The sequence below is a fragment of the Salmonella sp. SJTUF15570 genome, assembly GCF_043357055.1.
GTDB classification, from domain to species: domain Bacteria; phylum Pseudomonadota; class Gammaproteobacteria; order Enterobacterales; family Enterobacteriaceae; genus Salmonella; species Salmonella enterica.
The window spans coordinates 400432-426919 of sequence record NZ_JBEUKJ010000002.1; the positions used below are offsets into that span (position 1 = coordinate 400432).

The 26488-nt window shown below is 52.2% G+C and carries 26 protein-coding genes; 12 read left to right on the forward strand and 14 right to left on the reverse strand.

The window, feature by feature from the left end:
- Positions 1–65 precede the first annotated feature (65 nt).
- A complete protein-coding gene (locus ABVN44_RS05510; RefSeq protein ID WP_000002501.1) occupies positions 66–968 on the reverse strand; it encodes a LysR family transcriptional regulator in 903 nt (300 codons plus the stop codon).
- Positions 969–1284: 316 nt separating this feature from the next.
- Positions 1285–2031 (reverse strand): thiol:disulfide interchange protein DsbG, encoded by a 747-nt coding sequence (dsbG, locus tag ABVN44_RS05515; RefSeq protein WP_000597122.1) that lies wholly within the window; start codon positions 2029–2031, stop codon positions 1285–1287.
- Positions 2032–2471: 440 nt separating this feature from the next.
- Between dsbG and ahpC the strand changes: the two genes are divergently transcribed.
- The 6 genes from ahpC (at position 2472) to ABVN44_RS05545 (ending at position 9328) form a co-directional block, all read left to right on the forward strand.
- Positions 2472–3035 carry an alkyl hydroperoxide reductase subunit C gene (ahpC, locus tag ABVN44_RS05520; protein ID WP_000052802.1) on the forward strand — a complete coding sequence of 188 codons (564 nt, stop codon included), beginning with the start codon at positions 2472–2474 and terminating at the stop codon, positions 3033–3035.
- Between the two features lie 241 nt (positions 3036–3276).
- Complete coding sequence (gene ahpF / locus ABVN44_RS05525; protein ID WP_000887644.1) at positions 3277–4842, forward strand: alkyl hydroperoxide reductase subunit F; 1566 nt, start codon at positions 3277–3279, stop codon at positions 4840–4842.
- Between the two features lie 332 nt (positions 4843–5174).
- On the forward strand, positions 5175–5735 hold the full coding sequence (locus tag ABVN44_RS05530; protein WP_000377434.1) for a molecular chaperone: 561 nt from the start codon (positions 5175–5177) through the stop codon (positions 5733–5735).
- A complete protein-coding gene (locus ABVN44_RS05535) occupies positions 5728–8007 on the forward strand; it encodes a molybdopterin-dependent oxidoreductase (RefSeq protein ID WP_063054192.1) in 2280 nt (759 codons plus the stop codon). The genes ABVN44_RS05530 and ABVN44_RS05535 overlap by 8 nt, the downstream gene beginning before the upstream one ends.
- On the forward strand, positions 8004–8561 hold the full coding sequence (locus ABVN44_RS05540) for a 4Fe-4S dicluster domain-containing protein (RefSeq protein WP_001250381.1): 558 nt from the start codon (positions 8004–8006) through the stop codon (positions 8559–8561). Before ABVN44_RS05535 ends, ABVN44_RS05540 begins: the two co-directional genes overlap by 4 nt.
- Complete coding sequence (locus ABVN44_RS05545) at positions 8561–9328, forward strand: dimethyl sulfoxide reductase anchor subunit family protein (RefSeq protein ID WP_000417102.1); 768 nt, start codon at positions 8561–8563, stop codon at positions 9326–9328. Before ABVN44_RS05540 ends, ABVN44_RS05545 begins: the two co-directional genes overlap by 1 nt.
- 67 nt (positions 9329–9395) lie before the next feature.
- Here the strand turns inward: ABVN44_RS05545 and uspG are convergent, their stop codons facing one another.
- Positions 9396–9824, reverse strand: a complete 429-nt coding sequence (gene uspG / locus ABVN44_RS05550) for a universal stress protein UspG (RefSeq protein WP_000278499.1) — start codon at positions 9822–9824, stop codon at positions 9396–9398.
- A gap of 222 nt (positions 9825–10046) precedes the next feature.
- On the opposite strand from uspG, the gene ABVN44_RS05555 reads away from it, so the two are divergent.
- Entirely contained in the window at positions 10047–11285 is a 1239-nt protein-coding gene (locus ABVN44_RS05555) for a zinc-dependent alcohol dehydrogenase (RefSeq protein WP_001749275.1), read from the forward strand.
- 82 nt (positions 11286–11367) lie between these two features.
- Here the strand turns inward: ABVN44_RS05555 and rnk are convergent, their stop codons facing one another.
- The 9 genes from rnk to citC all read right to left on the reverse strand — a co-directional run bounded on the left by rnk (position 11368) and on the right by citC (position 19666).
- Positions 11368–11778: a nucleoside diphosphate kinase regulator gene (rnk, locus tag ABVN44_RS05560; RefSeq protein WP_000089748.1), complete on the reverse strand. Its 411-nt coding sequence runs from the start codon at positions 11776–11778 to the stop codon at positions 11368–11370.
- Positions 11779–12012: 234 nt separating this feature from the next.
- Positions 12013–12819 (reverse strand): ribonuclease I, encoded by an 807-nt coding sequence (gene rna / locus ABVN44_RS05565; RefSeq protein WP_001092585.1) that lies wholly within the window; start codon positions 12817–12819, stop codon positions 12013–12015.
- A 109-nt stretch (positions 12820–12928) separates the two neighbouring features.
- Complete coding sequence (gene citT / locus ABVN44_RS05570) at positions 12929–14392, reverse strand: citrate/succinate antiporter CitT (RefSeq protein ID WP_000059029.1); 1464 nt, start codon at positions 14390–14392, stop codon at positions 12929–12931.
- 37 nt (positions 14393–14429) lie between these two features.
- Positions 14430–15326 (reverse strand): triphosphoribosyl-dephospho-CoA synthase CitG, encoded by an 897-nt coding sequence (gene citG / locus ABVN44_RS05575; protein WP_052908353.1) that lies wholly within the window; start codon positions 15324–15326, stop codon positions 14430–14432.
- Positions 15298–15849 (reverse strand): citrate lyase holo-[acyl-carrier protein] synthase, encoded by a 552-nt coding sequence (citX, locus tag ABVN44_RS05580; protein WP_023231644.1) that lies wholly within the window; start codon positions 15847–15849, stop codon positions 15298–15300. The genes citG and citX overlap by 29 nt, the downstream gene beginning before the upstream one ends.
- A gap of 3 nt (positions 15850–15852) precedes the next feature.
- Entirely contained in the window at positions 15853–17382 is a 1530-nt protein-coding gene (citF, locus tag ABVN44_RS05585; protein WP_000192334.1) for a citrate lyase subunit alpha, read from the reverse strand.
- A gap of 9 nt (positions 17383–17391) precedes the next feature.
- Positions 17392–18300 carry a citrate (pro-3S)-lyase subunit beta gene (citE, locus tag ABVN44_RS05590; protein WP_000622342.1) on the reverse strand — a complete coding sequence of 303 codons (909 nt, stop codon included), beginning with the start codon at positions 18298–18300 and terminating at the stop codon, positions 17392–17394.
- Complete coding sequence (citD, locus tag ABVN44_RS05595) at positions 18297–18593, reverse strand: citrate lyase acyl carrier protein (protein WP_000700679.1); 297 nt, start codon at positions 18591–18593, stop codon at positions 18297–18299. Before citD ends, citE begins: the two co-directional genes overlap by 4 nt.
- Complete coding sequence (gene citC, locus ABVN44_RS05600) at positions 18590–19666, reverse strand: [citrate (pro-3S)-lyase] ligase (protein WP_000467872.1); 1077 nt, start codon at positions 19664–19666, stop codon at positions 18590–18592. The genes citD and citC overlap by 4 nt, the downstream gene beginning before the upstream one ends.
- A 384-nt stretch (positions 19667–20050) precedes the next feature.
- Here citC and dpiB point away from each other — a divergent pair, with 384 nt between their 5' ends.
- Both dpiB and dpiA read left to right on the forward strand, forming a co-directional pair.
- Positions 20051–21712, forward strand: coding sequence for a sensor histidine kinase DpiB (dpiB, locus tag ABVN44_RS05605; RefSeq protein ID WP_129339467.1), 1662 nt, complete (start codon positions 20051–20053; stop codon positions 21710–21712).
- Positions 21681–22361, forward strand: a complete 681-nt coding sequence (gene dpiA, locus ABVN44_RS05610; RefSeq protein ID WP_000138786.1) for a two-component response regulator DpiA — start codon at positions 21681–21683, stop codon at positions 22359–22361. The genes dpiB and dpiA overlap by 32 nt, the downstream gene beginning before the upstream one ends.
- Before the next feature lie 53 nt (positions 22362–22414).
- Here dpiA and dcuC read toward each other — a convergent pair whose 3' ends face one another.
- Complete coding sequence (dcuC, locus tag ABVN44_RS05615; protein ID WP_000958619.1) at positions 22415–23800, reverse strand: anaerobic C4-dicarboxylate transporter DcuC; 1386 nt, start codon at positions 23798–23800, stop codon at positions 22415–22417.
- 378 nt (positions 23801–24178) lie between these two features.
- Between dcuC and pagP the strand changes: the two genes are divergently transcribed.
- Together pagP and cspE are read left to right on the forward strand one after the other, a co-directional pair.
- Positions 24179–24751: a lipid IV(A) palmitoyltransferase PagP gene (gene pagP / locus ABVN44_RS05620; protein WP_001623090.1), complete on the forward strand. Its 573-nt coding sequence runs from the start codon at positions 24179–24181 to the stop codon at positions 24749–24751.
- A gap of 187 nt (positions 24752–24938) precedes the next feature.
- Positions 24939–25148 carry a transcription antiterminator/RNA stability regulator CspE gene (gene cspE / locus ABVN44_RS05625; protein ID WP_000034826.1) on the forward strand — a complete coding sequence of 70 codons (210 nt, stop codon included), beginning with the start codon at positions 24939–24941 and terminating at the stop codon, positions 25146–25148.
- 57 nt (positions 25149–25205) lie between these two features.
- Here cspE and crcB read toward each other — a convergent pair whose 3' ends face one another.
- A complete protein-coding gene (gene crcB, locus ABVN44_RS05630) occupies positions 25206–25589 on the reverse strand; it encodes a fluoride efflux transporter CrcB (RefSeq protein ID WP_000939753.1) in 384 nt (127 codons plus the stop codon).
- Positions 25590–25679: 90 nt separating this feature from the next.
- On the opposite strand from crcB, the gene ABVN44_RS05635 reads away from it, so the two are divergent.
- Entirely contained in the window at positions 25680–26468 is a 789-nt protein-coding gene (locus tag ABVN44_RS05635; RefSeq protein ID WP_000495787.1) for a deaminated glutathione amidase, read from the forward strand.
- The last annotated feature ends 20 nt before the right edge of the window (positions 26469–26488 follow it).

The following is a 26488-nucleotide window of genomic DNA, read 5'->3' on the forward strand; positions in this document are numbered from 1 at the left end:
AAATAAATATATCCCATAAATATATACATTGAATTTATATTAACACCTGTTATCTGACCTTCTTATTAATGCTTTTTTGTGATGTGCTCAATGAGCTCAGCAAATCCACTATTATTCAGCGAAGCTCTATTATACATAAGATAGAGCTGTATGGGAGCAATGGTAAAAGGTGTAGTAACTTTTTTAAGTTTGATAGAGGAAGAGTAATAGTCAACAAGTGATTCTGGTAAAAAACCAATAAGCTCCGTGGAGCTGATGGCGTTGGCGATGGTCATCAGCGATTTGCTTCTGAAACCAATTATTCTTTCCCCCAGCACATCATCTATAAGTGAATGATACTCTTTTATACCGCTTGCCCGGGCGACGAGTTGCGTAAATGACTCTTGTAGAATTTCGTCGATAGTGGCGGTGTCGCCTAGTCGGGGATGGTTTTCACTGCAAACAAGGATACATTCCATCCTATTAAAGTGAGAACAAACAATAGAACGATTATTCAGTGGGGCCGATGAAACCACAACATCTGCTTTGCGGTAGGCAAGCAGATCTTCAGGCTGTTCGTCAGTGGTCAAAATGTCGTGATGTTCAATTTCAACCTGTGGATCTTTGCGGATATATTTAACTAATTTCATCACATATTGGGTGATCAACAGCTGTGGGCTGTAGATAATAAACTTTTTCTTCAGGCTGGACTGATTCATTATATTAATAGTTTGTTCCAGGCTGTTAAGGTTATTTTCTAAATGATAATGTAAATTAATGCCTGTTACGGTAGGCGTAATTCCTTTACCTGAACGAATAAATAGAGGATCGTTGAATTGCGTGCGCAGGCGTTGCAATGACTGGCTTACGGCAGAAGGTGTAATATAGAGTGTTTCTGCTGCTTTGCTAATGCTTAAATGTTGATAGATACATTCAAATATAACCAACAAGTTAAGATCAAATTTTTTAAGGTCGTAAAGGTTAGCCATAGTATCTTCCTGGCATAATCATGGTATCTTTCATGATTATGACTTAATCTCAATAATTTACCAGAGTTATGTTTATTAAACTTAATGTAGAGTTTATTTAAACTAAAATACCACAGTTATGAATATTTTAGCGAGTAAATAATCACAGTAAAGGCGGACATAACGTACACTTTTATAATCACGCCGTTAGTCTAAAAAGGCTGTGCCGGATGACATGCTGGTCTGGCGTCGCGTTAATGCCGGGAGGAGGTTGGCCCGACAAACGCAGCGCTATCGGGCGGGGTACGGTTAAGCTTCTGCCTTGCTAATTTCTGCGTTAAGGCTGCCCCATCATGGCGTCCAGTTGCGCTTTTTCCGGTAAACCCACAACCTGTTGCAAAATCTTATCTTTATTCATGTAATAGATTGCTGGCGTCGCGTTAGCGCCAAGATCGTCCATTAACTGCTGATTCTGATTAATGACTTTCATCTGCGCCGGGGGGATGGACGCCGGAACCTCCAGCTTCATCTTTCCTGCGGAGGCTTCGTAGTCATGCCAGGTTTTCGCCGGGTCTTTCGCGGCTAAAATCGCTGCGGCTGTGGCCGGGCTTTCCGGTTTAATCACCCCGACCAGTAACGTACGTAATTGTACCTTGCCGGATTCGACCCACGGGCGAGCTTGTTGCCAAAACTGCTTACAATAGGGGCAGAAAGGGTCGGCGAAGACATACAGCACCACCGGCGCGTCTTTTTTACCGTCGAGTATCCATGACGCTTTTTCCATTTTCTGCCACATTTCACGTCCGGCCGGTGCATAGATCTCTTTTTCTATCAGGGCGTTGCTAAGATTTTCACCTTTTTCATTATACATATAGCCGGAAATCGCGTGTTTGCCGTCCGGCGTCAGGTAAATCGTGACGCCCATATCCTGATACTTTCCGAGATAGCCCTTCATGCCCCCCGGCGCCTCGAAGGATTTCAGGATAGTTATGCCCTGTTTTTCAATGGCTTTAACCGGCGCAGGCAGTTCTTCCGCGTGGGCGAGAATGGGCAGCATAGCAAGCAGCAATGTACGTTTAATCATATTTTTTCCTTTTAAGATCAAAGCGAAAAGAGTATTAATGATGATGCCTATCACAGACATAGGTAAGAGCTGGCGTGCCGGGATTGCCCTTTCTATGCTGGGGTGATGTAATCCTTTTCGCTGTTACAGCCTTTGTTAAGGTAATGTAGAGCGCAACACTTAGCCAGCATATACGCTATGGATTTCGAGTTGCAGACAATACGTCTGTAATTTGCAAGACGAGTCGTACTGGCTCTGAAGTTACCTACGGGTAGTTCAGGTAATGGGGCCGCCTGTCAGGCGGCCTTTTTACTTTAGATGGCTGATAGGGCGCAGTGTTCACAATGTCGCCCGAATCGGGTTGTTAGTTAACGCTTATTGATTTGATAATGGAAACGCATTAGCCGAATCAGCAAAATTTCGTTAACTTACTCCTCAACGAAAACACGGAGGAAGTATAGATGTCCTTAATTAACACCAAAATCAAACCTTTCAAAAACCAGGCGTTCAAAAACGGTGAATTCATTGAAGTCACCGAGAAAGATACCGAAGGCCGCTGGAGCGTCTTCTTCTTCTACCCGGCCGATTTTACCTTTGTTTGCCCGACTGAACTGGGTGACGTTGCCGACCATTACGAAGAACTGCAGAAGCTGGGCGTAGACGTTTATTCCGTCTCAACCGATACTCACTTCACGCACAAAGCATGGCACAGCAGCTCTGAAACTATCGCAAAAATCAAATATGCGATGATCGGCGACCCGACTGGCGCCCTGACCCGTAACTTCGACAACATGCGTGAAGATGAAGGTCTGGCAGACCGTGCGACCTTTGTTGTTGACCCGCAGGGTATCATCCAGGCGATCGAAGTTACCGCTGAAGGTATCGGCCGTGACGCGTCTGACCTGCTGCGTAAAATTAAAGCAGCACAGTACGTTGCCGCTCACCCAGGCGAAGTATGCCCGGCGAAATGGAAAGAAGGTGAAGCGACTCTGGCTCCATCTTTAGACCTGGTCGGTAAAATCTAAATTTCCGTCGTCTTTCACGCCATAGCTGCGTTGGCGTCGCCTGCTCACCCCGGTCACTTACTTCAGCAAGCTCCCGGGGATTCTCAGGCTAGCCGCCTTACTCTGACGTGAAATACTTTGGAAATTGTTTCAGTCATGGGCGCACCCGCGCCCATTTCATTTCAGCACCATGACGCAAGTTGCATTAATGCAGTCCCGCGAAGTCGGCTTGCATGATGATGTTTTCAGAGAGGGAAGAAGAATGCTCGACACAAATATGAAAACCCAGCTCAGGGCTTACCTTGAGAAACTGACCAAACCTGTTGAGCTGATTGCCACGCTGGATGACAGCGCTAAATCGGCGGAAATCAAGGAACTGCTGGCTGAAATCGCCGAGCTGTCCGACAAAGTCACATTTAAAGAAGACAATACTCTGCCGGTGCGCAAGCCGTCTTTCCTGATTACGAATCCAGGTTCTCAGCAGGGGCCGCGCTTTGCCGGTTCTCCGCTGGGCCACGAATTTACCTCGCTGGTTTTGGCGCTGCTGTGGACCGGCGGTCATCCGTCAAAAGAAGCGCAGTCGCTGCTGGAGCAGATTCGCGATATTGACGGCGATTTTGAATTCGAAACTTATTATTCACTCTCCTGCCATAACTGCCCGGACGTAGTGCAGGCGCTGAACCTGATGGCGGTGCTGAACCCGCGTATTAAACATACGGCAATTGATGGCGGCACCTTCCAGAACGAAATCACCGAACGTAACGTGATGGGTGTTCCAGCGGTATTTGTTAACGGTAAAGAGTTCGGCCAGGGACGTATGACTCTGACCGAGATTGTCGCTAAAGTGGATACTGGCGCAGAAAAACGCGCGGCGGAAGCGCTGAACAAACGCGATGCGTATGACGTGCTGATTGTCGGCTCCGGCCCGGCGGGCGCGGCGGCGGCGGTCTACTCGGCGCGCAAAGGCATCCGTACCGGTCTGATGGGCGAGCGCTTCGGCGGTCAGGTGCTGGATACCGTGGATATCGAAAACTATATCTCGGTGCCGAAAACCGAAGGCCAGAAACTGGCGGGCGCGCTGAAAGCGCATGTCAGCGATTACGACGTTGACGTTATCGACAGCCAGAGCGCAAGTAAACTGGTTCCGGCCGCGACAGAAGGTGGCCTGCATCAGATTGAAACGGCGTCCGGCGCAGTATTGAAAGCGCGCAGTATCATCATCGCCACCGGCGCGAAATGGCGCAATATGAATGTGCCGGGCGAGGATCAGTATCGCACCAAAGGCGTCACCTATTGCCCGCACTGCGACGGTCCGTTATTTAAAGGGAAGCGTGTGGCGGTCATCGGCGGCGGCAACTCCGGCGTTGAAGCGGCTATCGATCTGGCAGGTATTGTAGAACATGTTACGTTGCTGGAGTTCGCGCCGGAGATGAAGGCGGATCAGGTGCTACAGGACAAAGTGCGTAGCCTGAAAAATGTCGATATCATTTTGAATGCGCAAACGACAGAAGTGAAGGGCGACGGTTCGAAAGTGGTGGGGCTGGAGTATCGTGACCGTGTCAGCGGCGATATTCATAGCGTCGCGCTGGCAGGGATTTTTGTGCAGATTGGTCTGTTGCCGAATACCCACTGGCTGGAAGGCGCGCTTGAGCGTAACCGCATGGGCGAGATCATTATTGACGCCAAATGTGAAACCAGCGTTAAGGGCGTCTTCGCCGCAGGCGATTGTACCACCGTTCCTTACAAACAGATTATCATCGCCACAGGAGAAGGGGCGAAAGCCTCGTTGAGCGCCTTTGATTATCTGATTCGTACCAAAATCGCATAAAAAGAAGTAAGCACACCTGCAAGGTCAGTTAACTGGCCATCGTAAGCGGCCCGATAGTGTAAGCTATTCGGGCCTGCGGTGTTTATGCCCGGGGAACGCCGCCGGGTAAAACACGTTCTTCATTATCAATACTCTGAAACCGTCTGTTAATAACAGACGGTTTTTTATTTCAATGGTCTTCTGTTTTTAAACTTTGAAACAATAAAAAAGCCTTCTACGGATTTAACTGGAATTTTTCTGTTTTTTTATCAAAGAAAGATTAAGCGCTTCCGCTAACATGCCCATTCTTTTTTCTTGATTTATATTGCATTTGTATGTGAGGTTATTTATTCATGGATTCAATCTATGAATCACTGACGGAATTAGAAAAAACAGGGCTTACATTGCGTGATTTTTTTAATTCTCATGATAGTCATTCACTGAAATCTGCCTACGTGAGATTAAATCCCTCTGCTGCGGTAAACCTTACCGACCGGGCGTGGCTGGAAGCGGAGTATGACTTTAATGCGCTATTCGTCGGCCCTGGCAAGCTGCTGGCTGCGCCTTTCGCTTCAGTGTATCTGGAAGAGGATGCGCTGGTGATGGGAAAGGCGACGCTGGAGATACGGGAGTTTATGGCAGCGTTGGGATTGTCGGTTAATCAGGAGAGCAATATTCCTGACGATCATATTTCCTGCGTACTGGAATTGACCACACTATTACTGGCTAATACCCGGCAAACGTCACAATACCGCTCTACCCTCACTCAATATATCAATAACTATTTAACAAAGTGGGTGCCATTATATATCGAAAAAATAAAAACTCATGCACAAACGACCACGTTATATACGGTGGCGGACATCTTATTTTATTGGCTTGATGAATTAAAACGAGAGTATCAATATGAGTAATGAGACAGGACATCTGAACAGACGTTCTTTTTTAAAGGGGATAGTGGCACTGGGCGCCGTTGCGGCTTTACCCGGAGGATTACTGACCTCCCGATGCGCGCTTGCGCAGCCGCCTGTTCCCTTTAACCCTAAAACGTACAAAATTTATCGTAACGCGTGTCCGCGTAACTGCTATGACACCTGTAGCCTCAAGACGTGGGTAAAGGACGGGGTCATTACTTTCGTGGAAGGTGCGCCGGAATCAACATTTACTCACGGTACCCCTTGCGTCAAAGGGTTAAGCTATCCGCGCCGGGTTTATAGCCCCGATCGTATTAAATATCCCATGGCGCAGGACGTTCGCGGTAGCGGCAACTGGCGTCGCATCTCATGGGAAGAGGCGATGCAGCGCATTGCCGCCAAAATGCTGGAGATTAAGAAAAAAGACGGTTCTATGCTCGGTCTGGCGCTGACCAAATATTCCGGTAAATTTGGCGTGCTGAACTATGCCGTTGAAGGGATGATGTCCTCGCTTGGCTATACCACCCGTTTTGCCGGTACGCCGTGCTGGCCTGCCGGTATCGACGCGCAAAACTACGACATGGGCGACATGTGGTGTAACGACCCGGAAGATATGGTGAAAGCGAAATACATCATTATCTGGGGCGCCAACCCGGCCTGGTGCTCAATGCACAGCATGAAGTACATCTATCAGGCGCGCGAGAAAGGGGCGAAGGTCGTCGTTATCGACCCGCTGCTGTCGCAGACTGCCGCCAAAGCCGATCTCTACCTGCGCGTACGGCCAGGCTCAGACGGCGCGCTGGCGCTGGGGATGGCGCGCCACCTGCTGGATAAAGGCCTGGTCGATCAGGATTTTGTCAACAACGACGCTCATGGCTATCCGGAATTTGAAGCCTATCTGCGCAATAACGTCACCGTGGAGTGGGCGGCAGAAATCTGCGGCCTGTCTGCGGATGTCATTCGCCAGCTGGCGGAAGAGTTTACGGCGGTTAAGCCGGCCACGGTCTGGATTGGTTACGGGATGCAGCGTCATGTCAACGGCGGCGCCAACGTTCGCGCTATCGACGCCTTTGTCGCTATGACCGGCAACATCGGTGTCGAAGGCGGCGGCGCGCGTTATGGTCATCTGCACACCTGGGGCTTTAACTACAACGCCATGCTGCAGAAGCCGCCGGTGGGCGCTATTGGCATACCGGGAGCGGCGGGCACCACCAGTGAATTCGGGGCTGCCGCTGGCAGCGACGCCGTGCAGTACTCCGATCGCTCTCTGAATATCAACCAGACGGCGCAGGGGATTCTGGAGGCCAACGATCCGCCGGTTCGTATGCTGTGGGTCGCCTGTAAAAACCCGTTTGCCCAGGATTTCGATCGCAGCAAGATGAAGAAAGCGTTTGAAAAACTGGAAATGGTGGTCTGCGCCGATCAGTTCTTCAACGAAACGGTGCAACACGCTGATATCGTGCTGCCCGTTACCACCGCGTTTGAAGAATGGAACGTGGATGCTTCTTACTGGCACTACTGGCTTTCCATTAATCAGCCGGCGATTAAGCCGATGTATGAAGCAAAATGCGATCTCGAAATCGCTACCATGCTGTCGCGCACCATTAATAAGATGGCGCCGGGTTCCTGTACCTTCCCGCAAGAGTTCGATCACAAGCGCTGGCTGGATCAGGAGTTCAACGACGGTATGGCGAAAATGTTCGGCATCTCTTCCTGGGACGATCTGCTGGACGGGCCAAAAAAAGCGATTCTGCCAAGTTCAGCCGCCTGGTACGATCGCAAGTTCAAAACGCCGTCAGGCAAGTATGAATTTAAATCTGAACTGGCGGAGAAAAACGGCCACACCGCGCTGCCGGAATACAAACCGGAAGCCGAGAGCAAACTGCCTTTCCATCTGTTTACGCCGCATGTGCAGTTCGGTATCCATTCGCAATTTATTAACCTCGACTGGATGCAGGTGTTCTATCCGGAACCGTTTGTTTATATCCATCCTTCTTCCGCGAAGAAAAAAGGCATTAGCGAAAATGGCCGGGTCAAAGTTTTCAACAACATTGGCGAGGTGGAACTGCGGGCAAAAGTCACCACCAACGTGCCGGAAGATTTTCTGGTGATGTATGAAGCGTGGTTCCCGAAACGGCAGTACAACGTGCAAAACGTCGTGGCCGATACGCCTGCTGATATGGGGCTGATGAAAACAGGCGCGCCGGGCGCCGCTATCCACAGTCAGTTTGCTGACGTTGTATTGATCGGTAAAGGGGAATCCGTAGCATGAGACGTGCGTTTTTAGTGAATAGCGATAAGTGCATCGGCTGCCGCGGCTGTGCTATGGCGTGTAAAAGCTTTAACCAACTGGAGCCGGATCGCTTCTGGCGCTACGTTTATCCGTTGGATAAAGACATCTATCCACATGAAGAGCGGGCGTTTTACTCGCTGGCCTGTAACCACTGCGAACATCCGGCCTGCGTCGCCGCCTGTCCGGTCGAAGCCTATACCAAACGTGAAGATGGCGTGGTGGTGCATAACCCTGAGCGCTGCATTGGCTGCAAAAACTGTATTCGTAACTGTCCTTATGGCGCGCCGCGTTTTAATGAAGAGACGCGTAAAGCGGAAAAATGCAGTATGTGCTACGAGCGCCTTGATATCGGTATGAATCCGGCGTGCGTAAACGCCTGCCCGGTGGGCGCCTTGTCGATTATCGATTTGGATGCCGATCCTGTGCCCGATAATGCGGTGCAGTATCCGCCAGGGTTCCCGCATATGCCACAGCTCAATCCAGGAACGCGCTTTATTCTGGCGCGCCAGCCTAAGCAGCCGGAGGACAAGTAATGGAAAAATATGAATTGCCGCTGGTGTTTTTTACGGTATTAAGCCAGATGTCTGTCGGGATGGCTTTGGTACTGACATGGCGTACGCTGCGTGGTGAAGTGGAAGGCCAGCGTTTCTATTGGTTGGCCACCGGGCTGGTGCTGGCATTGGCGTCTATTGCCGCGATTCTGCATCTGGCGCATCCCGATCGCGCTTATAATGCGCTGATTAACCTGCGACATGCCTGGTTAAGTCGGGAAATCCTTGGCGCCACGTTGTTTGGCGCAGCGGTCGGCGTAACGTTCCTGGCAAAGGGACATAAAGCGATGGCTCTTATCGCCTCCGTGTTCGGCGTGTTACTGGTGGCGGTGCAGGGGATGACCTACGCCGCGCCAGCGATGGTGGCTATCGCTAATGGATTTACCATGCTGTTATTTTTTATTACGGTATGGGTCATGGGTTGCGCGGCGATTCCGCTGTTAAAACTCAGGCCTGCCGTTCCTGCGTTACGCCAGGGAATTGTGGTGTGTATCGCGGTACTTATCGCGGCGCCGCTGGTGTGGTTAAGCGGGGGAACGGTCATGCAGATGACGGCGCGTTCATGGCTGGCTTCACCGTTTTATCTGGCAAGCCTGGTCTGCCTTGCGCTCGCTTTTGTCGCCAGCCGTCACGGTGATTCGCGCCCGAAACTCCTGTTCGTCTTGTTATTCGTTGGCGTATTTCTGAGTCGGCTGGTCTTTTTTGGCGACACGGTGAGTACTATTGTGAATATCGGGCATTTGTACTAACGATGATGCAGTAAAAAGCCCTGCCAGGCGTGACCTGGCAGGGCGTGTCAGTTTTTAGCCATCAGGGTTAACGCACAACCAATACCGGCAGCGTTGCATGGCGCACCACGCTTGAGGCGTTAGACCCCAACAGGTGTGTCGTGATGGACGGATTACGCGAACCGATTACCACGACATCCGCATCCAGTTCTTCGCCCATCTCATTGACGACATCGCGCACGCTACCAAAGCGAACATGCGTTTTAATTCGTGAAGGATCGATACTGAAGTGTCCCACCATCGTTTGCAGACGCGTTTCCGCCTCATGCTGTAAATGTTCTTCAAAGCGACGCACGTCGGCGGCAAAGCGGTGCAGACTCATGCTCGCGGACCCAGGCAGTACATGCAACAGATGAATGACGCCATCCTGTTGCGCCAGAAACTCAGCGTGGCGAATGGCTTTATCGCTAAGTTCCATTTCAAAAACATCAACCGGCATAATGATTGTCTTATACATACCCGTTACTCCCTGTTAATCAATACTGAATTTATTCAAGCATATAATAATGTTTCTTTCTGCTATTTGTCTGGCAATTTTAAATATTACGGCAACCTGGCGCTAAAAAAATCGTGTATTTTCCAGGAAAAATCCTAAAGCCGCCTGTTTTGCCAGCAGTCTCTCCGGGATAGCTACCCTTTTATAGTCGAACGCAACATTCACCGTTACCCCGGAGGCTGCATGAAAGCATTGACGTATCACGGTCCACATCACGTAAAGGTTGAAAACGTACCCGATCCCGGCATTGAGCAGCCTGACGATATCATTTTGCGTGTTACCGCCACCGCGATTTGCGGATCTGATTTGCATCTCTATCGCGGCAAGATCCCACAGGTAAAACATGGTGATATTTTCGGCCATGAGTTTATGGGCGAGGTGGTGGAAACCGGACATGATGTGAAGAATATTCAGAAAGGAGATCGGGTCGTTATCCCGTTTGTCATTGCCTGTGGTGACTGCTTTTTCTGTCGGCTACAGCAATATTCAGCGTGTGAAAACACTAACGACGGACACGGCGCGGCGATGAATAAAAAACAGATCCCGCCACCGGCGGCGCTGTTTGGGTATAGCCATCTGTATGGCGGCGTTCCCGGCGGACAGGCCGAATATGTTCGCGTGCCAAAAGGTAATGTCGGTCCATTTAAGGTGCCGCCGCTGTTATCTGACGATAAAGCGCTGTTTCTTTCTGATATTTTGCCTACCGCCTGGCAGGCGGCAAAAAATGCTCAGATTCAGCAAGGTTCCAGCGTGGCGGTTTTTGGCGCAGGGCCGGTAGGATTACTGACTATCGCCTGTGCGCGACTGCTGGGCGCGGAGCAGATCTTCGTCGTTGATCACCACGCCTGGCGCCTGCGTTTCGCCGAAGAACGTTACGGCGCGATACCGATCAACTTCGATGATGAGAACGATCCGGCGGAAAAAATCATCGAGCAGACGGCAGGACACCGCGGCGTGGACGCGGTAATTGATGCCGTAGGCTTTGAAGCGAAAGGCAGCTTGACGGAGACGGTGCTGACGAACCTTAAACTGGAAGGCAGCAGCGGCAAAGCGCTGCGACAATGTATCGCGGCGGTCAGACGCGGCGGCGTGGTCAGCGTGCCCGGCGTGTATGCCGGTTTTATTCACGGCTTTTTATTCGGCGACGCCTTTGATAAGGGGCTAACTTTTAAAATGGGTCAAACCCATGTTCACGCGTGGCTGGGGGAATTATTACCGCTTATTGAAAAAGGGTTGCTGAAGCCGGAGGAGATTGTCACGCACTATATGCCGTTTGAAGAGGCGGCGCGCGGCTACGAAATTTTCGAAAAACGCGAAGAAGAGTGCCGGAAGGTTATCCTGGTGCCGGGAGCGACGTCGGCACAAGCGGCGCAGAAACAGGCGACGGGAGTAGTCAACCCGATGCCAGGCGGCGTTGTCTGAAGCAGGCAGAAATGAAAGGGCTAACGGAAAGAGGATGCGCAGGCATCCTCTGTGTAAACGCATTAACGCTTATGCAGATGGTTTAACGCAGGAAGTCGCCCGCGGCTTCAGGCTGATATTCGAGTTCCAGCACTTCGAGATGGGTGGAGGCGCCGCCCGGCAGTTCCCAGTGAATGGTGTCGCCGACGCGCAGTCCCAGCAACGCCGCGCCGACGGGCGCCATTACCGAAAGCTGGGTACTGCTGTCCGTCATATTGGCGGGGTACACCAGCGTCCGCACGCGTGTTTCACCATCGCTCAAATTGCGGAATTTAACGCGGCTGTTCATGGTGACGACATCGTTCGGCATCTCTTGTGGCGAACACATTTGCGCGCGATCCAGTTCGGCGTTGAGCGCGTCGGCAATCGGCAGATCCGCATACGCAGGCTGTTCCAGAAGACGATCAATACGTTCGGCGTCAAGGTCGTTAATGATAATAGTGGGTCTGGACATTTCTTACTCCATGTCATCGATACTGCGAGTAGTGCAGGTAAATGGTCCCAAAAGAAAACCCTCACCGTCTGGCGGCGAGGGTTTAACTCTCATGATGATACTGAGACTTACCCCGTCTTTGAAGTGATTTAGTTCACATTCGGGTAAATCCTCAAACGTCATAGCCCTGAGTGAATTTTAGTCTACATTTGGGCGTGTTCTCAAATGTGGCTACGGTTTTAAACCTCTGCTTCGTCAATAGCCGGCTTTATCGATAATAAACTGTTTCCCGCAGTTGCCGGGATGCGGCTGCGGCAGGAATGAGGCAGAGGAGAGCGGGGCGTTAATCATCGACGCCTTTAATGAAAACTGAATCTCTGTTAAATAGGCGGGATTGCCATGGCAGTTTACTTTAACGGCTTTGACATTATCCTGGCCCCACATTTGTGCGACGACGCTATCAAACTCAGCGCGGCTAACGGTTTTGCCGTAATTATCCGCCAGAAACTGCCCCAGTGCGCTGTCTTTTATCGCCTTATCCAGCCGTATCATGGTGCCGAAATAGGCATTGGGATCAAACCCGAAACAGGCGCCATGTTTGGCATATTCGTAGCGCTCCAGACAGGAATTCCCCCCCGCGCCGGGCATCACTTCCTTAAGCGCTGCCGCGATGTCAGGCGAAAGTCCGGGGGCGGGGGCGGAGCATTTCCGGCTGGCCTTAACTTCAGGCAGATTCGGGATTGGCCGCGTCGCACAACCAAAGCGCTGCCAGCGTCGCTGGTCAACACCGCGTGCGGCGATAGATTTGGGTAATCCTGGCCACAGGCCGTGGACGGTCAGAAAGTCTGCTTTGTTGGCTGGCTCTTTTTGCAGACGGCACTCATCGGGTTCCCGATGGCGGCGTTCATGCTGGCTTTGACAAAAACCGGTTTGCCAGGAAAGCGCCAGCACATAGTCAGTGAAATCACCGTACTGTTGCGCCTGAAGTTCGTCGGCGTTGGCGGCAAAAATTGGGGTTAAGAGGACAGCCAGCAGCGGACTGTAATGCCATATTGTGTTCATGATGAATTCGATAAATTATACACATTATGAATGTTACCCATTTAATCATAAAAAATGCCGCTCAGGTGAACCTGAACGGCATCATTTTTAACCTACGTTGGCGTAATGTTTAATTCCACATTGCCAGAATCGGCCAGCCCACCAGCAACAGCATCGCGATATAGATAACGCCAAAGATTGCGCCAAGCCGCCAGTAGTCTCTGGATTTCACGTAACCGCAGCCGTAGATAATCACACCAGGGCCGGTGGCATACGGCGTCAGACAGCCCATGATACCGATAGACAGCACCAGCAGAATACACAGTTGTTCCATCGGAACGCCCGGAATGCCTTTACCCACCGCCAGAATGACCGGCAGCATGGTCGCGGTGTGAGCGGAAAGGCTGGCGAACAGGTAGTGCGCGAAATAGAACACCAGTACCAGTACAATGACGGTTGCATCCGGCGAGAAACCTTCCAGATGCGTACTCATGGTATTGGCGAACCAGTCAATAAAGCCGGAGCGGGTTAAGCCATTGGCCATGACCACCAGAGTAGCGAGGTTCACCAGGGTGTTCCAGGCGCTGTTGTAGCGCGTAATGTCTTTCCACGGCACAACATGCAGCGCCAGCATCAGCGAGACGGCCAGCAGACCCACGGCAGTGGCGTTGATGATTTTTCCACCAAAAACCCACAACCCTAAGCTAAGCAGCACCAGGCCAATCAGCGTCCACTCTTTGCGGGACAGACGCCCCATGTTTTTTAACTCGCCGCCAGCCCAGGCCGCGACTTCCGCACTGTGGGTCACTTCAGGTTTATAAAGCACATAGGAGAGCCACGGCGCAACGATCAGTAAAATAATCCCTACCGGCAGAAAGCTGAGAAACCACTGCAGCCAGCTAATCTGGACGCCGGCGATCTTGCTGACGAACTCCAGACCTAACACGTTTGGCGCCGCGCCAGTGACAAACATCGAAGAGCTCAGGCTGGTACTGATCACCATCATCCACATCAAATAACCGCCGATGCGGCGTGCGGAAGGATCGTTTGGAAACGATTTAAACAGCGGCGGCAGGTTCTTGATGACCGGGAAGACAGTCCCGCCGGTACGAGCCGTATTGGAGGGAGTAAACGGCGCCAGCAAAATATCGATAATGACAATCGCATAGCCGAGCGTCAGCGTGCGTTTACCCATGAATTTTACCAGAAAGAGCGCAATGCGGCGCCCCAGCCCGGTCACTTCGTAGCCCAGCGCGAAAATAAACGCGCCGAAAACCAGCCAGACCGTGGTGCTGGAGAAACCGGCAAGCCCCCATTTCAGCGCCTGTTTACTGGCTTTAAACGCCGGATCGGCCAGTTCTGAAGCGTCAAATAGCAGGTAATTGCTGCCGATAACGCAAATGGTTACGGCGATAAAACTGATCGCTGTCGCCGGGATCGGCTCCAGGATCATACCGACAATCATCGCGACGAAAACCGCAAAATAGTGCCAGGCCTGCGGCGGCATACCATCTGGAACAGGAATTAGCAACATGACGCCCATCACCACTAATGGGGCCAACAACTTCCATATATTATCTTTGGATAAAGACATAAATGACTCTCCGGAAAGGATATTTTCTATAATTGTGTTAATGATTAACTCGCGAAATTTGCGCTAAAAACCAGGTAACGATCAGCAGATCGGCGCTACCGCCTGGGCTGAGATTGCGTTCAATGCATTGCTGATCGAACCGGTGGAGATAAACGAGATCGTCAGGCGTCCGTATGCCGCCCTGATGTAATAAGACCGCAGCCTGCTGCTGTAACCAGCGCAGACCGTCCGCCCCGCCGCGCGACGCGACATTGGTATCGCCGTTAAGCGACATCAGCAGCAGTAAGGTATCAAGCAGCGCCAGTTCCGGATCGCGCCCCTGCGCCAGCAATGCGCGGTAGTGCGGCAACGCGTGGCGGATGACCAGCGGATAGCCCGCTTCCGCTTCACCGCGCGCGCCGGTTAATCCCAGTTGCTGATACAGCCGCTGGCCTGCGGTGAGCTGTAGGTTGTTCTGGCGCAGTTCGCGCGTGGTCAGGCCGCGGCAAAAATCGGCGGCGGTAGCGCAGAGTGTTTCTGCGGCGATCGGCTGGCGTAGCTGATACAGGCGGCCAATGGCGGCGCACAGTAACCCCAGCGAGAAAATGCTGCCTTTATGGGTATTGACGCCCGCCGTTGCGCGAAACATCGCTGCTTCACAGGCCATCCCCAATGGACGCAGGCCCGCCAGAACTGACTCTGGTGGCAGGCGCGTGCAGCTGGCGCCATATTCCATAAAGCGCGGCAGCCAGTGTCGAATCGCCTCCGCGCTGCGGTGAAAATCCGCCAGCGCCATATCTTTGTGCGCGCCGCAGTTTAGTCGGTCTACCAGACCGGGTTTTGGCGATAAATTTACCTCGGTCAGCATGGCGCGCCAGGCCAAATCGGCCCAGGCGTCATACAGCGACTGAGGCTGAATGGAGGCGTTAGTCGGGTTGACGGGAATCGGCATCATGCAGCAGCGCCTCCATATGAGTCAGTAAATCAGTCAGCGCGTGGGTTTTACCCCGCGCGCATTCAGCCGCGCTTTGCCCGCACAGCAGACAGCGGCGAGCGGGAAGCGCGAAATGGCGGCGAGAGAGTATTTCGCCTTCCACCGTCAGGACATCGATATCCCACAGGCGCCCCAGTGGATAACGCTGTTCCAGCGCGATGGTCGCCTGTTTGAGCGCCTGAGCGGGCGCGTCAATCGCCAGCAGTCCTTCCGGCCCGCTGGCGGAAGCCAGTGCAGCCTGCTCCCGGATGGTCCAGCCATACTCTTCTGCCAGCGTGTGCAGGGCAGTCACGCCGTGATTAAAGATCCGGCGGGTTAACGCGCTGTCTTTTATCGGGCCAGGCGCCACCACGGTAAAGGAGACCAGCGGAGTGGCGTGACGCGTTAGCCAGGCGCGCTGTCTTGCTTGTCTCTCATCCCGGCTGGCGAGCAGCTCAGGAATAGAAACGTCGTGACAGGTGGCGAGTTCAGGAAACAGGCGCATGGCTTATTCCTTCACCTGATGCACCACATCGATCACTGAACCGTCGCGATAACGCACGACAGCAATCACGCGGTCGGTGAATTCGATAGGGCGGGGCTGACCGGTAAGCAGTTGCGCGCGTTCGCGCAGCCACTCAATCGATACCACTTTCATTCCCGCTGCTTTCAGGCGTTCAGCCAACTCCGGACGCGCCGGATTGACGGCGATACCGTGATCGGTGACCAGAATGTCAACGCTGGAGCCTGGTGTGACGCAGGTGGTGACGTTATCAACCAGCGTTGGGATGCGACCGCGCACCAGCGGCGCGACGATGATGGACAGCGCCGCCGCGACGGCGGTATCGCAGTGACCGCCGGACGCGCCGCGTAGAACGCCGTCGGAGCCGGTCAGCACGTTAACATTGAAGTGGGTGTCTACTTCCAGCGCGCTCAGTACCACCACGTCCAGACGGTCGACGGAAGCGCCTTTAGAGCCCCAGTTGGCGTACTGGTTAGCGCTGATTTCGATATGGTTCGGGTTGCGGGCCAAAGATTGCGCAGCGTTACGATCGAAGCTCTGCACGTCAAGTAGTTTGCGGATTAAGCCCTTTTCATGCAGGTCGACCATGGTGGCGGTGATACCGCCCAGCGCGAAATTAGCCACAATGTTGCGGCTACGCATTTTGTCTTCCAGGAAGCGGGTGACCGCCAGCGATGCGCCGCCGGTGCCGGTTTGCAGGGAGAAACCTTCGTTGAAGTAGCCGGAGTGAGCAATGACTTCCGCCGCGCTGCGGGCGATCAGCAGTTCACGCGGATTAGTGGTCATGCGGGTCGCGCCAGCGCCGATTTTGTTTGCATCACCGACTTCTTCGATTTGCACGATCAGATCAACCTGATCCTGAGCGATGCTTGCCGGGTTATGCGGATACGGCAGCAGTTGCTCCGTCAGCATCACGACCTGCTTCGCGCTATCGGCATCCACCATCGCGTAGCCCAGTGAACCGCAACAGGCTTTGCCGGTATAACCGTTAGCATTACCGAATTCATCGCAGGAGGGCACGCCAAGAAACGCAACATCAATATTGAGTTCGCCGCTTTGTACCAGATGCACACGACCGCCGTGGGAGTGAATCTGAACCGGCTCAGCCAGCAGGCCGCGAGAAATTTCTTCCGCCAGCGGGCCGCGCAGGCCTGACGTGTAGATGCGGCTGACCACCCCGTTACGAATGTGTTCAACCAGCGGCGCGTGGCAGTCGCTCAGCGAGCTGGAGGCCAGGGTCAGATTTTTGAAGCCCATCTTCGCGATGGTTTCCATCACCAGGTTAATCGTCAGATCGCCGCCGCGAAACGCGTGGTGAAAGGAGACCGTCATGCCGTCGCGTAAACCGGAACGGCGGATGGCCTCTTCCAGGCTGGCGCACAGTTTATGGTCGCGCGGTTTTTGCGCTTGTAGATCCAATTTTGCCGCACTTTGGTAAGCGCTCAGTTCGCTTTCAGCGTGACGGCTCCAGGCGGCTACGCGATCCTGGCGTTGAGATTCATTTTTCTGCGTCATTTTTTTGCCTTATTCTTCGCGAATACCGGAAAGTTCTGCACGGGAGAGCACCAGACGGGCGCGTTCAATCACCGGGCTGTCGACCATCTTGCCGTTAAGGGAAACGACGCCGAGACCTTCGCGGGCGGCGGCTTCTGCGGCTTCAACGACCAGACGCGCATGGGCGACCTCTTTACGCGTCGGCGCATAAAGGTTGTGCAGCAGTTCTATTTGGCGGGGGTTGATCAGTGACTTACCGTCAAAGCCCAACTGTTTAATGTGGGCGGCTTCTTGCAGGAAACCGGCTTCGTTGTTGGCGTCGGAATAGACGGTATCGAAGGCCTGAATGCCGGCGGAACGCGCGGCCTGCAAAATGGCGCAGCGGGCGAACAGCAGTTCGGTGCCTTCCGGAGAGCGTTCGGTGCGCAGGTTGCGAACATAGTCTTCCGCGCCCAGCGCAATCCCGATCAACCGTTCAGAGGCGTGGGCGATTTCTACCGCGCGGGTAATACCCAGCGGCGATTCCACGGCGGCTAACAGGCCGGTACTGCCCGGTTCGCGACCGCAGGCGTTTTCAATGCGCAGAATTTCGTTTTCGATATCAATGACGTCCTGCGCGGTGTCGGTTTTCGGTAAACGCACCACGTCCGCGCCGCCGCGCACGACCGCTTCCAGATCGTTGACGCCCCATTCGGAATCCAGCGCATTCACGCGGACAATGGTTTCGACGTCACGGTAAAGCGGGTGTTGCAGCGCGTGATATACCAGACGGCGCGCCGCGTCTTTTTCGCGTAATGCAACGGAGTCTTCCAGGTCGAACATCAGCGCGTCGGCCGGGTAGATAAACGAATTGCTCACCATCGCCGCGTTGGCGCCCGGTACGAATAACATACTGCGGCGGGTGCGGGTTTTACGTTGTTGCAGAGAGGCGGAAATCATTGGCGATCCTCCCAGGGCAGAGCGGCAATACCGCTGGCGCGCGCCAGTAGCGTTTCCAGTCGGGCGCGCAAAATGCAGTCCAGAGCGCCTTTATCATCGACGTTCAGTTGTACGCCGCGCACGTCGTAGCGAGAAAGCACCTCCAGGATGGTGGCGCGAATGGCCTCGCCAAACTGTTTTTCAACGCTACTGTTGATTTGCAGGTCAATATCCTGCGTATCGAGCGGCGCAATGCGTATCATCACATCGCCGGACTCAAGCGTGCCTGCGACGGCTAGCTGGTTTATTTTCATTTTTCACCTGTTGCTAATACGGGGGACTTTTGACGGGCTGCCGCGCTGCCCGGATGGCGTTCGACCATGCCCTGCAAATAGCGCAGGGTGGCGTCGGGAACCAGCGGCGCGATAGCCGTGAGATCGTGTTTAACCAGCAGCTTGCGTACCCAGGAGGCGGATATCGGCGTCTCCTGGAAGCAAAGCCGCTCTATTTCCACCAGCGTAATGGGTGGGGCGGGAAGCGTTGGCGTCTCCAGCCAGAAACGCATATCAAGGTTGTACTGGGCGGTAACGGTGCAAAACGGCTCCGTACCGACAAAGCGGTGTGTGATGCCAAGCGCGGGCGCCAGATACTGGCGGAAAATCTTCAGGTCGATTTCGGTATAACAGTGATTAATGACGCTCTGCTCTTTAATGAAATAGCAGGGGAACGTCGCCCGAGAGATAATGTATTCGGAGCCGCGGTGAACGGTTAAGCGCGGGATATCGGTGGTCCCTTTAAGAACCAGATCGAGTCGGTCTTCATAGGGAAAGCGTGATGTATCTTCTTTGACCAGGAACAGATGCAGCCAGTCGCACTGTGCCGCCGCCTGTTGGATCAGATAGCGATGGCCGTGCGTGAAAGGATTGGCGTTCATCACAATACAGCCAATTTTCTTTCCCTCGTGACGCAATGTCGCCAGCGATTCCGCATACCGTTTCAACCGGGTCGCGCTATTTTCCATTAAGACCATCACGCCAGGGACACTGGCTATCGTCGAAAAGCTGCACTGTTTAAACAGCGCTTCGTATTCCGTTTTGGTATAAATAAAAAGATGGGTGCAGTGCCGCTCCCAGGCGAGATTAATCAATTCCGTCGCCAGCGTTAACGCTAAGCCTTCGCCGCGTACTGATTCGCTAATGGCCACGCATTTAATGATATTTCCGGCAATACCGCCGCAGGCAATAAGACGGTCATCACGGCTGACGGTAATAAACACTTCTACAGTGGTATCGACGCTTAAATCATTCTCTTTGAGAAAGTGAGCGATCTCCGCCATTTTTTTATTTTCAGAGCGTTTTACCCGAGTGAATACATTATTGCCAAACATAGTAAGAAATATCCTGGTGATATGCTTGTTGCCACTTTTCTGTATATGTTGCGCTGTGTTGCAACTTGATAACTTTTTCTTTTCAGTCAGAGTGGGAGTATTTTTATGACGAGTTATTTATTTTTCTCTCTGACGTATACATCGTAAGGAGTATTTTGGTGGTAAATTTTGATTTATTTCACAAAGCGTTAGATGGTTTTTAAGTGTTTTATGGTTTTAAGTTTTTTAATTAATTTAATCGCCATTCCGGCGGTGGGTTTTAGTTGTTTAATTGATTTAATGTGGGGAATCTGTAACGATTGGTTTTTATATGCATCAAGATGCTGAAAACATTTTTATTACATTTGCGATAAATCTGAAGAGAAATGCCCATAAGGAACCTTAATGTCCTATCAGAAAAATAAAAAGCTGTTTCCTTTTTTTCGGCAACTCGCGTTTCCGTTACGTATTTTTCTGCTCATTCTGGTGGTTTCTGTTTTCATCGTGGCAGCGTTAGCACAATATTTGTCTGCCAGTTTCGAAGATTATCTGGCGTCCCATGTTCGTGATATGGCGATGAATCAGGCAAAAATTATTGCTTCTAACGACAGCATTATCGCTGCCGTAAAAAACCGGGACTATAAACGCCTGGCGATAATTGCGAATAAACTGCAGCGCGGGACGGATTTTGACTATGTGGTGATAGGCGATCGCCACTCGATCCGGCTTTACCATCCGAATCCGGAAAAAATCGGCTATCCCATGCAGTTTACGAAACCCGGCGCGCTGGAAAGAGGAGAAAGTTATTTCATTACCGGTAAGGGCTCAATAGGGATGGCGATGCGCGCCAAAACGCCTATCTTTGACAACAAAGGCAACGTGATCGGCGTTGTTTCAATTGGCTATCTGGTCAGTAAAATCGACTCCTGGCGGCTGGACTTCTTATTACCGATGGCGGGGGTTTTTGTCCTGTTGCTGGTGGTATTAATGCTGCTTTCCTGGTTTTTCGCCGCGCATATCCGCCGACAAATGCTGGGCATGGAGCCGAAACAGATTGCGCGCGTGGTACGCCAGCAGGAGGCGTTGTTTAGCTCGGTTTATGAAGGGCTGATCGCCGTTGATCCGGAGGGGCATATCACCGCGATTAACCGCAATGCGAGAAAAATGTTGGGGCTGCCGTCGCCGGGGCGTCAGTGGCTGGGCAAGCTGATAGCGGAAGTCGTCAATCCGGCAGACTTTTTTACCTGCCAGATCGCAGAAAGACGCCAGGACGTGATGGCCAACTTCAATGGCCTGAGCGTCATCGCCAATCGTGAGGCTATCCGTTCCGGCGAGGAGCTGCTGGGCGCTATTATTAGTTTTCGCAGCAAGGATGAAATCGCGACGTTGAACGCGCAGCTAACCCAGATTAAACAGTATGTTGAGAGCCTGCGCACGCTACGCCATGAGCACCTGAACTGGATGTCGACTCTGAACGGCCTGCTGCAAATGAAAGAGTATGATCGGGTCAGAGAGATGGTGCAGGGTGAGTCGCAGGCGCAGCAGCAACTTATTGATAGTTTACGCGGCGCCTTCGCCGATCGTCAGGTGGCCGGTTTGCTGTTTGGCAAAGTTCAGCGCGCGCGTGAACTGGGGCTCAAGATGGTGATTGTTCCCGGCAGCCAGCTACATCAACTGCCGGAGGGGCTGGATAGCACGGAGTTCACCGCCATCGTCGGGAATCTGCTGGATAATGCGTTTGAAGCGAGTTTGCGTACACAGGAAGGCGACAATACCATCGAACTTTTCCTGAGCGACGAGGGCGACGAGGTGGTGATAGAGGTCGCCGACCAGGGCTGCGGCGTTCCTGAAGCGCTGCGGGAAAAAATTTTTGAGCAGGGCGTAAGTACCCGCACCGACGAACCCGGTGAGCATGGTATCGGGTTATATCTGATTGCAAGTTATGTGGGGCGCTGTGGCGGGGTCATTACGCTGGAAGACAATGATCCTTGTGGCACCTTATTTTCTTTATTCCTTCCGAAAGTGAAAAAAAACGATGACGGAACCATTAACCCTATTGATCGTTGAGGATGAAACGCTGCTGGCGGAGATGCACGCAGAATATATCCGCCATATTCCTGGCTTTAACCAGATATGGCTGGCGGGCAATCTGGCGCAGGCGAGAATGATGATTGACCGGTTCAAACCTGGATTAATTCTGTTGGATAATTATCTGCCGGATGGGAAGGGGATTACGCTGCTGCATGAATTAATGCAGTCGCGCTATCCCGGCGGCGTCGTGTTTACGACCGCCGCCAGTGACATGGAGACGGTAGCGGAAGCGGTACGTAGCGGCGCGTTTGATTATCTGGTCAAACCTATTGCTTATGAACGTTTGGGACAGACGCTGACCCGCTATCAACAGCGCAGACGTATGCTGGCGAGCGCGGATAGCGCAAGCCAGAAGCAGATAGATGAAATGTTCAACGCCTATGCGCGCGGCGAACCGAAAGGGGATTTGCCGACCGGTATTGATGCCTTAACCCTTAATGCGGTGATGAAGCTGTTTGCCGATCCAACCGTACGCCATACGGCTGAAACGGTCGCGCAGGCCTTAACGATAAGCCGCACCACATCCCGACGCTACCTGGAATATTGCGCGAGTCGGCACCTGATTGTCGCAGAGATTATTCATGGCAAAGTGGGCAGGCCGCAGCGTATTTACCACGGCGGCTAAGCCTGGTTTAAGATGCCGGGGCGATGTTTTCCCTCGCCCCGGCTTACCGGCTATCAGCCGCCAGTAACGGCAGAAGAGGCGCCTGGCACCATAATTTCCGTGGCGATAATGACGATCAACAGACCGACGATGACCGGAACGGACGTGCGTTTCACCACTTCAAACGGTGATATTTTAGCCATCCCGGCGACAGCGACCACGACGCCGGAGACCGGCGAAATCGTGCGCCCCAGGTTTGAGGCTTGCAGCATTGGGATGGATAAATAGGCTGGGTTGATGCCGGAGGAGTGCGCCAGTTTAGGGATCATCTCAACAAAGGCGTAAAAAGGCGCATTGCCTGAACCGGTGGTCATCGCGGCCAGCATGGTTAAAATCACTAATACCAGCATCAGAATAATGCTGGCGGAACCAAAAGAAGTGGCAATCGAGATCAGGCTTTGGATAAAGCCAATGGTGCTCAGCCCCTGGGCGAAAACGCCCGCCGCGACCAGCAGCATCACGACGCCGGCAAACGCATCCGCCATGCCGCGATAAGCCACTTCCAGGCCGGAAAACACATTTTGCGTGTTGAAGCCGCGCACGAATTCCAGCACGGCGGCCAGCAGCATACAGATCACCAGAATGGTAATAATGTGCAACTGCGGCCCCCATTTACCGTCAAAAATCAGTACGCCGATAATGGGCGTGAACGGCAAAAGGGCATAAAACGCCGGGGCCGTGGTGGTAATCTCCGCCACGTCCAGCATCTCATGTGAAATGTTCTCTTTTTTATCCAGATAGCGTTGCCAGAAAAAGTGCGCAATCGCCATACCGATAATTGCGGCGATGGAAATCGGCAGCGTGGTTTTGAACGCGAAATCGATTAACGGCATCTCCGCCGCTTTTGCGGCTAAAACCACATCGCCAGACGTTGGCGAGAGGATGATGGCGGCCGGAGAGGCGCAAATAGCCGCCGCCGCGCCGCGGCTAATGCCGACGTTGACCATCACCGGGAAGAGAGTAGCCATGAGCAGTACGCCAAGCCCCGTCGCGGAAGAGACGGCCAGCGACATCAGGCAGGCGACAAAATAGGCGGCAATCATCAACAGGTAGGGCGAGTTTATGTACTGTAAAGGTTTCGACGCCAGCTTCACGACCATATCATTCGCGCCGATATGCGTCATATAAGCGGCAAAGCCGCACAGCATCATGATCATCATGCCAAGATCGCCGCCGCGACTCATAAGCAAAATTTTGATGTATTCAACAATATCTGTTGCGGTATAGCCGGTACTGGTTTCGCTGGCAGGTAATACCTTATGCCCCATCAGCGCGCTGATAATAAGCAGAACCAGACCGCCGACAAATAAAACGCCAGTGGCGGAATATCCCTTAATGATGTAGCGCGCTACACCCACAATAACGACGACTCCGATAAGGAGCTCTATAACTGTTAGCATTGTTTCCCCTGTCTTATCGACACCCAGAGTAAAAATAAGAGCCACAAAAGTGGTATAAAAATGTACCGAATAAAGGATGGCGCCTTACTGATTAAAATCACGGCGCGGTTATTTTTTCATGTCATCGCTAAAGATGAAATATGCTTATACGAATTTTCTGTAGCGCTATAAGTATTAATTTATTGTTATTTTATTGTTTTATTTGTTGTGCTTTGTTTTGTGTTTTTTGTGAAAGCTTATTAAGGAGCGCGCGACGGTTCTGAGTGCTAAATCAAACGCCGTTAACCCGATACTCTCTCAGATTATTCTCTGTTTATAGTTTGTTAAGATTTTATTCAGGTTAATGTTGTTATTATCACAGTCGAATTTTTGAACGGTATGGCTGTTGTGATGATTATCAGAAAGTATTTTCTTATTATTGCTCTCCTTGTTATGCCATGGCTGGCTATTCCTTCAGTCTCTGCGGCGGATAAAGGGTGGTTTAACACGTTTACCGATAACGTCGCAGAAACGTGGCGACAGCCTGAGCATTATGATTTGTATGTCCCCGCCATTACCTGGCATGCGCGCTTTGCCTACGATAAAGAGAAAACGGATCGCTATAACGAGCGGCCGTGGGGCGTTGGTTTTGGTCAGTCGCGCTGGGACGACAAAGGCAACTGGCATGGCCTCTATATGATGGCCTTTAAAGATTCATTTAACAAATGGGAACCCATAGGCGGTTATGGCTGGGAAAAAACCTGGCGACCGCTGGAAGACGATAATTTTCGTCTGGGACTGGGCTTTACCGCAGGCGTTACCGCGCGCGACAACTGGAATTATATTCCCATCCCTGTGCTGTTGCCTTTAGCGTCGATAGGCTATGGGCCCGCTACCTTTCAGATGACCTACATTCCGGGTTCGTATAACAACGGAAACGTCTATTTCGCCTGGATGCGTTTCCAGTTTTGACGGGGAAGGGTATTCTTCAGTTGTGAATTAAAAAACCTTAAAAAACAATAAGTAGATAGAGTTAGCTAAAAATTAACGCGATATTTATCACTTTTTCGCAAAGTTCGACTGGACAAAATGCATCACAATTGTTGTACTGGTATCCGACACAGCATTTGTGTCTATTTTTCATGTAAAGGTAATTTTGATGTCTAAGATTAAAGGTAACGTTAAGTGGTTTAATGAATCCAAAGGATTCGGTTTCATTACTCCGGAAGATGGCAGCAAAGACGTGTTCGTACACTTCTCTGCAATCCAGACCAATGGTTTTAAAACTCTGGCTGAAGGTCAGCGCGTAGAGTTCGAAATCACTAACGGTGCCAAAGGCCCTTCCGCTGCAAACGTAACTGCTCTGTAAGCATACGTCCGACAGCAAGATTTCAAAACCCGCCCTTTCGGCGGGTTTTTTTTGCGCTTAACGCGCCGCTGCGGCGGAAAATAGCCAGAATGCCAGCGCCGTCATGGCAAACGAACCCAACAGGTTAATCAGCACATTCAGCAGCGCCCAGCCAAAGCGCCCCTCTTGCAGCAAGAATACCACTTCAGCAGAAAAAGTAGAAAAGGTCGTCAGGCCGCCGCAAAAGCCGGTCGTAATGAGCACTTTCCACATCGGATCGATATGTGTCATGCGGTTAAACCAGGCGAACCCCATGCCGATAATAAACGCGCCAAGCAAATTTGCTGTTAGCGTACCGATGGGAATCGCCTGATGAAGCGGATTAAAACGCATACTTAGCATCCACCGGGCTACGCTCCCCGTTCCACCGCCGATAAAAACTGCTAAAAGAAGCTGTAACACTGCCGAATCCTTTATTTAATTGCTATACAGGAGGAGTGTAACGCCGAACACGCATAATTGGCGAGTCCTGACAGAGGTGTGGGAGGGGATATGTTCGTTGCAGCCGGGCAGTTTGTGGTGAGTTCTGTATGGGAAAAGAATGCGCAAGTTTGCGTTTCGTTAATGGCTCAGGCGGCGGACCGCGGCGTATCGCTTCTGGTGTTGCCTGAGGGGATATTAGCGCGAGATGACATCGACCTTGACCTGCCGATTCGCGCCGCGCAGCCGCTGGATGGCGCGTTTATGACGCGGCTTCTGGAAGAAAGCGCTCATAATAATATGACGACGATATTCACTATCCTTGTCCCGTCAACGTCTGGACGGGCGGTTAATATGCTGGTGGCGCTACGGGCGGGTCACATTGTCGCGCGTTACGCGAAGCTGCATCTCTATGATGCGTTTTCGATGCAAGAATCCCAAAGTATTGATGCCGGAACCGTTATCGCGCCTGTGCTGGACGTGGAGGGGGTTAAGGTGGGGCTTATGACCTGTTATGACCTGCGCTTTCCGGACATGGCGTTAGCGCTGGCTTTACAGGGGGCTGACGTATTGGCGCTGCCGACGGGCTGGGTTCGCGGCCCGTTGAAAGAGCAGCAGTGGTCGACGCTGCTGGCGGCGAGAGCGCTGGATACCACCTGCTATATGATTGCGGCCGGGGAGTGTGGTAATCGTAATATTGGTCAAAGTCGTATTATCGATCCGTTGGGGGTAACGATAGCCGCGGCAGCCGATCGTCCGGCGCTGATCGTCGCGGAAATATTCAGAGAACGAATAGACCAGGTGCGGGAGCAACTTCCTCTTTTGCAGCAACGACGATTTGCGCCACCGCAATTATTATGATGTTTTTTTACGCAAAGCTT

Excerpts from the sequence above, each read along its gene's own strand:
- citX (WP_023231644.1), bottom strand. The coding sequence starts at position 15,849 with ATGCGCCTGTTTCCTGAACTCGCCACCTGTCACGACGTTTCTATTCCT.
- rnk (WP_000089748.1), bottom strand. The coding sequence starts at position 11,778 with ATGTCCAGACCCACTATTATCATTAACGACCTTGACGCCGAACGTATT.
- uspG (WP_000278499.1), bottom strand. The coding sequence starts at position 9,824 with ATGTATAAGACAATCATTATGCCGGTTGATGTTTTTGAAATGGAACTT.
- dcuC (WP_000958619.1), bottom strand. The coding sequence starts at position 23,800 with ATGCTAACAGTTATAGAGCTCCTTATCGGAGTCGTCGTTATTGTGGGT.
- citE (WP_000622342.1), bottom strand. The coding sequence starts at position 18,300 with ATGATTTCCGCCTCTCTGCAACAACGTAAAACCCGCACCCGCCGCAGT.
- ahpF (WP_000887644.1), top strand. The coding sequence starts at position 3,277 with ATGCTCGACACAAATATGAAAACCCAGCTCAGGGCTTACCTTGAGAAA.
- ABVN44_RS05635 (WP_000495787.1), top strand. The coding sequence starts at position 25,680 with ATGTTCGTTGCAGCCGGGCAGTTTGTGGTGAGTTCTGTATGGGAAAAG.
- citF (WP_000192334.1), bottom strand. The coding sequence starts at position 17,382 with ATGACGCAGAAAAATGAATCTCAACGCCAGGATCGCGTAGCCGCCTGG.
- citD (WP_000700679.1), bottom strand. The coding sequence starts at position 18,593 with ATGAAAATAAACCAGCTAGCCGTCGCAGGCACGCTTGAGTCCGGCGAT.
- cspE (WP_000034826.1), top strand. The coding sequence starts at position 24,939 with ATGTCTAAGATTAAAGGTAACGTTAAGTGGTTTAATGAATCCAAAGGA.
- dsbG (WP_000597122.1), bottom strand. The coding sequence starts at position 2,031 with ATGATTAAACGTACATTGCTGCTTGCTATGCTGCCCATTCTCGCCCAC.
- pagP (WP_001623090.1), top strand. The coding sequence starts at position 24,179 with ATGGCTGTTGTGATGATTATCAGAAAGTATTTTCTTATTATTGCTCTC.
- ABVN44_RS05545 (WP_000417102.1), top strand. The coding sequence starts at position 8,561 with ATGGAAAAATATGAATTGCCGCTGGTGTTTTTTACGGTATTAAGCCAG.
- ABVN44_RS05530 (WP_000377434.1), top strand. The coding sequence starts at position 5,175 with ATGGATTCAATCTATGAATCACTGACGGAATTAGAAAAAACAGGGCTT.
- ABVN44_RS05540 (WP_001250381.1), top strand. The coding sequence starts at position 8,004 with ATGAGACGTGCGTTTTTAGTGAATAGCGATAAGTGCATCGGCTGCCGC.
- dpiA (WP_000138786.1), top strand. The coding sequence starts at position 21,681 with ATGACGGAACCATTAACCCTATTGATCGTTGAGGATGAAACGCTGCTG.
- ABVN44_RS05535 (WP_063054192.1), top strand. The coding sequence starts at position 5,728 with ATGAGTAATGAGACAGGACATCTGAACAGACGTTCTTTTTTAAAGGGG.
- ahpC (WP_000052802.1), top strand. The coding sequence starts at position 2,472 with ATGTCCTTAATTAACACCAAAATCAAACCTTTCAAAAACCAGGCGTTC.
- ABVN44_RS05510 (WP_000002501.1), bottom strand. The coding sequence starts at position 968 with ATGGCTAACCTTTACGACCTTAAAAAATTTGATCTTAACTTGTTGGTT.
- citC (WP_000467872.1), bottom strand. The coding sequence starts at position 19,666 with ATGTTTGGCAATAATGTATTCACTCGGGTAAAACGCTCTGAAAATAAA.
- dpiB (WP_129339467.1), top strand. The coding sequence starts at position 20,051 with ATGTCCTATCAGAAAAATAAAAAGCTGTTTCCTTTTTTTCGGCAACTC.
- ABVN44_RS05555 (WP_001749275.1), top strand. The coding sequence starts at position 10,047 with ATGAAAGCATTGACGTATCACGGTCCACATCACGTAAAGGTTGAAAAC.
- citT (WP_000059029.1), bottom strand. The coding sequence starts at position 14,392 with ATGTCTTTATCCAAAGATAATATATGGAAGTTGTTGGCCCCATTAGTG.
- rna (WP_001092585.1), bottom strand. The coding sequence starts at position 12,819 with ATGAACACAATATGGCATTACAGTCCGCTGCTGGCTGTCCTCTTAACC.
- citG (WP_052908353.1), bottom strand. The coding sequence starts at position 15,326 with ATGATGCCGATTCCCGTCAACCCGACTAACGCCTCCATTCAGCCTCAG.